The following is a 7525-nucleotide window of genomic DNA, read 5'->3' on the forward strand; positions in this document are numbered from 1 at the left end:
CGTAAGCACACAAATAGTAAAATACCCATTAAGGGTAAAAAGAAAACACCACTTACAAACGCACAGAAAAAAGAGAATCAGCAGTTATCCTCAACAAGAGTCGTAGTAGAAAATATTATTAGAACTATGAAAATATTTAGAATACTATCTGATAAATACAGAAATAGAAGAAGACGTTTTGCACTTAGAATTAACCTAATCCCTGCCATTTGTAATTACCAATTGCCATTTTAATTTTATGTTAGAGGTCTAATAAGTGATGCGGAAAAAGTGGTATTAAATGTAGGCTACCCTACTTCTTATTATGTGCCAGCAAGAATTTATCTAAAGCAGATACCATGCTCGGAGCCTGTGGCTGAGGGGCCTTAATAGCTAATTCTAGCCCCAAATCTTCAAGGGATTTAGTTGTATTTTGCCCAAAGGATCCTAGGAAAACTTTATTTTGTTTGAATTCTGGATAATTATCAAACCAACTTTTCACACCACTTGGTGTAAAAAAACAGATAATATCGAACTTATTATTTTCTACAATTGATTTTATATCATTGCTCACAGAACGATACATAAAGGCTAATTTATAATCGCACTTATGATTTTTAAACCAGTTTACAATATCATTGTCTTGCTGATTTTCACTACATACATATAAAAATCGTTCGTTTTCTTTATGTTTATTTATAACGTCAAACATACTTTTATTGGTTCCATCTGCGCCATAGAACACTTTTCTCTTACGATATAGTATAAATTTTTGTAGATATAGTGCAACAGCTTCTGTCACACAGAAATATTTTGTATCTTGATTAATAGTTATTTTCATTTCTTCACACATTCTGAAGAAATGATCTATGGCATTACGGCTTGTAAAGACTACAGCTGTAAATGAAGTAATATCTATTTTTTGCTTACGAAATTCTTTAGCTATAATACCTTCTAGTTTTATGAAGGGAAGAAACACTAATTCTACGTGATGCTTTCTTTCAAGATCAAAGTATGGTGACTTTTCACTTTCTGGCTTAGGTTGAGAAATAAGTATCTTTTTTATTACTTCAGTTTCAGTTTCTAATGCTACTGCTACTTTTTTAGCCATGCGATAATTAAAATTTTGGCAAAATTAAATGTTTGTTCCTATATAATTGAAAGCCGCTTTATAAATGATTAATAATGGCAAGATTTCAATGGAACAAAGGTATAGGAAAAAATGTAAGGGGTTTATACTCAAATCGTTCCTAACAGAAGTCAATGATACTAGATATCTGTATAGTAACATGCCAATAATTAGAATGACAGAAATTGTGTAAGTAATCTCAGCTATTTGCCCATTATTAAAAGATAAAACAAGTAAAAAAGGTAATAGTGCTACTGCAATTATTTTATTACTTAGAAAAACAATGAACGTATATGTATGAGCCGCTTCTTTTGTATTAAAAACCCAACCGCTAAATTGTAAAAATAGAAACTTTGTAGTGTAAATGAGAGCTAATATTACCGATGCATATACTATGAGCCACCAGAAATCTACAGATACCCAACCTTTTAGTTTTACAGCTAGTGCGATATAAATACCGCCTGTTGCAATAAAAAGCAGGTTCATTAGTAATGAAGCTAATTTATTCTGTAATAATTGTTCTCTAGTATGCTTTGAGCGTAATGTGGTTTGAAAGAACAAGCTAAACATGTTATTGAAATATCTTGGAAAAACAATTTTTACAAACCCCACGAGCATAAATCCTGCCGCAAGTATGTAGAAAAGTTCGTCTTTTTTATCGGCATGATGGTCTTTTTGTAATTTAAACTCTACTTCTATACCAAATGGTAAATATGGTACCGATTGAATTGTAGCGTAAGTTGAAGTGTCAATTTTTGGCAAAGCATTTTTTGTAGTAGCTTTTGCCAACGAATCTTTCTGTAATGAATCAATTAAAACCTGAACTGTCTTTGTAGAATCTGCTAATTTTAATGAATCTTTTATTTTAGTAGAATCAACTGCTAATTTCTTTTTTGCGCTATCAATTATATTTACTTTCCTATTCAGTAATGCTTTGGCTTTAATGCTTTTAGCACTATCTATTTTATTGGGCTTATTGGCATTCGTGCTATCCATTTGCCCAAAGGCAAATGATACGAGGAATAAAAAAAATATGGTGAAATTTTGCTTCAATTACAATGCTGTTGAGCCGCAAAAATAGTGGATTAGACGGTGGTGATACAAAGCACTTTTGAAATTGTACATTCAATTTTAAAAAATACTCACAAAGCCCAAGTGAATTTTACTTTCTCTAAAATTAAAAGGTAAATCGTTGCGCTTGCCTGCGGCAAAACTGATGTTAATGATACCCTGTTTCGTTTCAAAAGCTAACCCAAAACCAGCACCTATAAAGCTATTAGTAGTGTTAGTTACTTTATTGTTTACAGCACCCAAATCTAAAAAGCCATTGAAATAAGAATTAATACCCACCAGATAGCGATATTCTAATGTACCGACAGCATATCTATTTGCAAAAATGCTTTCTTCATCAAAACCTCTCAATAATTTATAACCACCTATTTGAAACAACTCGTTTCTAAAATAATTTGGGCTTTCGTACCAGCCTGCGTTGATAACAGTTTTAATAACCGATTGCCTACCAGTAGGGAAATAATGTGCCAAACTTGTTTTTACTTTTAGTTGATAAGTATTTTTTTGAATGGTATCGTATAGGCTGTTATAGTTGAAGCTGCTACTTTTCAGCTGAGTAATGGTGTTATTAGCTTTGATGGTTTTATTGCCTGCACCAACACCTATTTTAAATTCGTTACCACTGCGTGGGTTAAAACGGTAATTGGTATTGTTCAACTCGTATTCAAGCGTAAGGTTAGTGGTGCTTACATCAATAATATCTGGCAGTTTTTTGGTAATAATTACGGTGGCAGTATCAACGGTTAGTAAGTTGGTTTTAAAACTTTCTATCGATATTTTGCCTGATTGTTTAGCAGAAAGTACATATTGTAAACCCAATTTTGCAGTTAAGTTTAAGTAGGCAGAATCTTTTTTATACAGTTCAAAGCCAAAGTCGATACCAAATTTTGAATTGAAAATATACGGCTTTTGAAAGCCTAGGTTTAACCTTGGTGAAGCAGATTGTAATTGTTGCCAGTTAAATAAAATGGTTTCGCCTGTGGCAAAGGCGTTTTTTAAGTTCAAATTGGCCTCACCAGTAAGTAAAAGCTTGCCACCTACTTGCTGATTTGCTGGCAAAAAGCCAATCAACACATTAATCTGATTACTTTTTTTAGGCTGTAAATACAAATTAATGCTGTACGATGTAGCCAACATATTCAAATTCCAATCATTGCTTTGCTGCAAGTAAGGTAGTTCTAACAAGCGTTGGTTAATAGTATTTAGCTTCTCTTTATTAAATGCTTCACCAGGTTGTAGATTAAGATAATGGTATAAAAAATGGCTACTTATTTTGGCATTGCCAAGTACATGTAGGCTATCAAATTTATACCACATGCCTTTGTTTACAGCTAGTTGTGCTTGCACTTTACCATTTGTTATTTGCACACTATCAAAACCAATTTTGGCAAATGGATAACCAGAATTATCAAAATAGTTTAGCAATTTTTCTTGTAATTGTACAATGTTTTGTGGGTTAATGGGCTTGGCTGTAAATGCTTCTTTCTTTATGCCCAATTGATCCAACAAAGTTTGTTGCTGCGGCATGATGCTAAGCGATTGCCACACATATTTATCGCCTAAAAACAATTGAATAGTAGTGGTTGCAGAATCTTGATAAAAGCTATCTACCGATGCGGCTAAATAACCTTTTGATTGCAAGAAACTAGGTAATTGGTTGATGTAGGTTTTACACTGCAACTTGTTGGTAAACTTAGTAGTAAGTTGTAATTGCTGCACAGTACTATCGTTGCATCGTATGCGTAAAGAGTGACTCTGTGCAGTTACTTTCGCCAAGTATCCACACAATAAAACCCCTAAAAACAAACTGTATAACTGTACTTTCGCCATTAAATCATTACAAGTTTACGATTGTTTTTGTAACCACATAGAAACATAGGTACATAGTAAATTAATGCAGGTATAAAAATTAGTAGAATCACAAATCATAATTCGTAAACCATAAATCTTAATGGCAGGTATTTATATTCATATTCCTTTTTGCCGCAAAGCTTGCCATTACTGCAACTTTCACTTTTCTACTACGCATAGTTTGCTGCCGCAAATGATAGATGCAATTGTAGCAGAAGTGGCACTACAGCAATACTATTTACAAGAAAATATAGACACCATTTACTTTGGTGGTGGTACGCCTAGTCTGTGTACTGCTGCGCAAATTGAACGTATTTTACAAGCCATTAAAACAACTTTTACAGTAAATGATGGCGCAGAAATTACATTAGAATCAAATCCTGATGATATTACCGAAGAACGTTTACTAGCCTGGCGGCAAATGGGCATCAATCGCTTAAGCATTGGTGTACAATCTTTTGTAGAAGACGATTTACGCTGGATGAACCGAGCACATTCTGCCACACAAGCTACCCATTGTATTCAATTGGCGCAGCAATATGGCTTTAATAATCTTACCATCGATTTAATTTATGGTACGCCTACTTTAACCGATGAACAATGGCAAAAAAACGTACAAACAGCTATTGACTTAGGCGTAACACATTTGTCTTGCTACGCACTTACGGTAGAGCCTAAAACGGCTTTAGACAAAATGATTCAACTAGAAAAGATTGCCAATGTAGATGCAGAGAAACAAGCAAGACATTTTGAACTGCTTATGCAATGGCTTCAAGCAGCAGGTTTTGAACACTACGAGATTTCAAACTTTGCTAAGCCATGCCACAGAAGTAGGCATAATAGCAGTTATTGGCAAGGCAAAACTTACTTAGGCCTTGGGCCATCAGCACATTCGTTTAATGGCAATAGCCGCCAATGGAATATTGCCAATAATGCCTTGTACATGGCAAGTATAGCCAAGCAAATAGTACCATTTGAGGTAGAACATTTAACCCCCACACAGCAATTGAACGAATACATTATGACTAGCCTTAGAACCATGGAAGGTTTATCATTAAAGAAGGTACAAGAATCCTGGGGTGAGAAAATACTCGCGGATATTATGCAAGCAGCACAGCCTTATTTACACGATAATCACATGGTACAAAGCAATCAATACTTGCGCCTAACAAATGCTGGTAGATTATTGGCAGATGGTATTGCAGCAGATTTATTTCAGTTAAAAAATGGGAAAAGCTTTCAATCTTTTTTAGACAGTAACTGACAAACCGAAAGTAAAGTAGCAATGTCTTAACACTAGTATAATTTCATAAATGCCGCAGATTAATTGATATTGCGTTCGCTATGTTGCATTTTACCATTGCTGTACTATTATTTTGAAACACACTGCTGCAATAAAAAATAGTGATACTTCAGCCTTTGAGCAAGTGTATATTGATAATTATGAACGGTTATATACCTACTATCTCCGTAAAACAGGGTCTTCATTTATAGCCGAAGAATTGTCGCAAGAAACTTTTATTAAGTTATGGGTGTATCGGAAGTCTTTATCTGAGGACATACCTATCGCTGCACAGATATTTAGAATTGCCAAAACTATTTTTATTGATACCCTCAAAAAGAAAAAGTTAGAAATTGTATCTATTGAGGATGTATATGGTACTGAATTTAGCAACAAAGAAGGGGGCTTATTAGAAACTAAAGAATTTGCACAAATGTTACATGGTGCTATACTGAATTTACCCCCAATACGGCAAAAAGTATTTAAAATGAGCCGTGAAGAAGGACTTTCGCACCATGAAATTGCCAAGACACTAGCCATTTCACCAAAAAGTGTAAATAACCATATTACCAAAGCCATTCAGCAACTCAAGCACTTTATTACTACAAGTGGTAGTGTTATAGTTCTATGGTTACATCTACCCAAATAATTTTTTTATTAGAGTAGGTATTACACCGTCAATTTTCGTAGTAGTAAGTTATAGCTATTTACAATGCAATTATCAGAAACCATCATACATCAATTTTTAAGTGGAAGCCTTAGTGTAAAAGAGGCCAAGGAAGTTGTACAATTATTAGAACAACATCCAGAATGGGTAGACCAATATTTCTCTGCAGATGAATGGAACAACTTGCAAGTAACCCCACAATTGAGTAAGCAGCAATTACTACAACAATTTGAGACGCTAAAAACGAATATACAACCACCAGCACCAAAACAACATGCAAGACTTATTCGTTTGATGGTAACTGCCACATCGGTAGCTGCCGCTGCCATCATTCTTTTTAATACGGGCAAATGGTTGTTTAACAATAGTACTATTGCTAATGCTGATAAAGAGATTGCTTCATTAAGCATTGATACTTTTACACAAAAAAATACAACTGATACGATACAATATCTTGCTTTAGAAGACGGGTCTTCAATACAATTAAGCCCTAATAGCACCGTATCTTTTGTAAGGCATTTTCCCAACGATAAGCGCCAAATACAATTAATAGGCACCGCATTTTTTGATGTAGCCAAAGATAAAAATCGCCCTTTTGAAGTACAAGCCGCAGGCTTTTCTACCATTGCCTTAGGTACATCTTTTAGAATAATAGCTACCCAAAATACCAATATGCTTACAGTGCAATTATATACAGGCAGAGTAGTAATAAAGCAAACTGATAGTAGTAGCAATTTTAAAAGTGTATTCTTAGTGCCAAATCAACAATTAGTATTGAATACCAATAATCTTACCGCTACTATTACTGGTATTAATACCCAAAATAGCAAAACAGCTTTAGCTGATACTGATAATAAGCAAGCCCTTAATTGGGATAATTACGTAACCGATACACAATTGCAATTTACCAATACCCCATTAACCGATGTATTTAATGTATTAGAACATCAATATGGAATTAGCATCAAATACAACCTAGCTACCATAAAAGGCATGGTATTTACAGGTACATTTAAAAAATCAGACGAAGCTCAAAATATGTTGTCTACCATTACCACTATTAATAAATTAACCTTACTTAAAAGCGGCAACACGCATTTTAAAATTATAGCCGAATAATTTTTTGCATTAGGATTTAGGCTAGAACCATTCGCTTAGGCGGATGGTTTTTTTATGCCGATGTATGAGGGGGCTATATACAAAATCAACTTGTCAAAATAAGTTTGTCAAAAAAAATAGTTTTGACAAGTAATTTTTGACAAAAAAGTTTTACTACTTGTCTTGCTGCATTGTAACCCTATTTATGTTACTACCCACTGTTAACTAATAATTAACAGTGGGTATGGTTGCCCTAACTATCGTAGTAGCTGCAAACAAAACACCCCCAACAAATGAAACAAACTAACTTGCTTCTATGGCTTTGCCTGCTAGCCATAATTAGTGCAAATGCACAAACACTTGACATTACCCCCAGGGCAAACGCATCTAAATTTATTTTTTGCATACTTATTAAGTAAAGGCGAACGTTTTGGATAGAAAACATTTA

General features: G+C 34.1%; 7 protein-coding genes. 4 read left to right on the plus strand and 3 right to left on the minus strand.

The features are described from left to right. A partial coding sequence (locus tag ACT9TX_RS17930) for a transposase family protein (protein WP_481340399.1) occupies window positions 1-234 on the plus strand: 234 nt, incomplete at its 5' end. 58 nt (window positions 235-292) lie between these two features. Here ACT9TX_RS17930 and ACT9TX_RS17935 read toward each other — a convergent pair. From ACT9TX_RS17935 to ACT9TX_RS17945, 3 genes are all read right to left on the minus strand, one after another. After that, window positions 293-1090 (minus strand): uroporphyrinogen-III synthase, encoded by a 798-nt coding sequence (locus ACT9TX_RS17935; protein ID WP_481340401.1) that lies wholly within the window; start codon window positions 1088-1090, stop codon window positions 293-295. Between the two features lie 24 nt (window positions 1091-1114). Beyond that, the gene (locus ACT9TX_RS17940; protein ID WP_481340403.1) at window positions 1115-2161 is read right to left on the minus strand and encodes a DUF4271 domain-containing protein; all 1047 of its coding nucleotides are present in this window, start codon (window positions 2159-2161) and stop codon (window positions 1115-1117) included. Window positions 2162-2239: 78 nt separating this feature from the next. Next, entirely contained in the window at window positions 2240-4009 is a 1770-nt protein-coding gene (locus tag ACT9TX_RS17945) for a POTRA domain-containing protein (RefSeq protein ID WP_481340405.1), read from the minus strand. Window positions 4010-4130: 121 nt separating this feature from the next. Between ACT9TX_RS17945 and hemW the strand changes: the two genes are divergently transcribed. The 3 genes from hemW to ACT9TX_RS17960 all read left to right on the plus strand — a co-directional run bounded on the left by hemW (window position 4131) and on the right by ACT9TX_RS17960 (window position 7098). Further along, entirely contained in the window at window positions 4131-5294 is a 1164-nt protein-coding gene (gene hemW / locus ACT9TX_RS17950) for a radical SAM family heme chaperone HemW (protein WP_481340407.1), read from the plus strand. Window positions 5295-5406: 112 nt separating this feature from the next. Then, window positions 5407-5961 (plus strand): RNA polymerase sigma factor, encoded by a 555-nt coding sequence (locus tag ACT9TX_RS17955; RefSeq protein ID WP_481340409.1) that lies wholly within the window; start codon window positions 5407-5409, stop codon window positions 5959-5961. Between the two features lie 63 nt (window positions 5962-6024). Beyond that, a complete protein-coding gene (locus ACT9TX_RS17960; protein ID WP_481340411.1) occupies window positions 6025-7098 on the plus strand; it encodes a FecR family protein in 1074 nt (357 codons plus the stop codon). The last annotated feature ends 427 nt before the right edge of the window (window positions 7099-7525 follow it).

Source organism: Parasediminibacterium sp. HNIBRBA5674 (assembly GCF_056745525.1).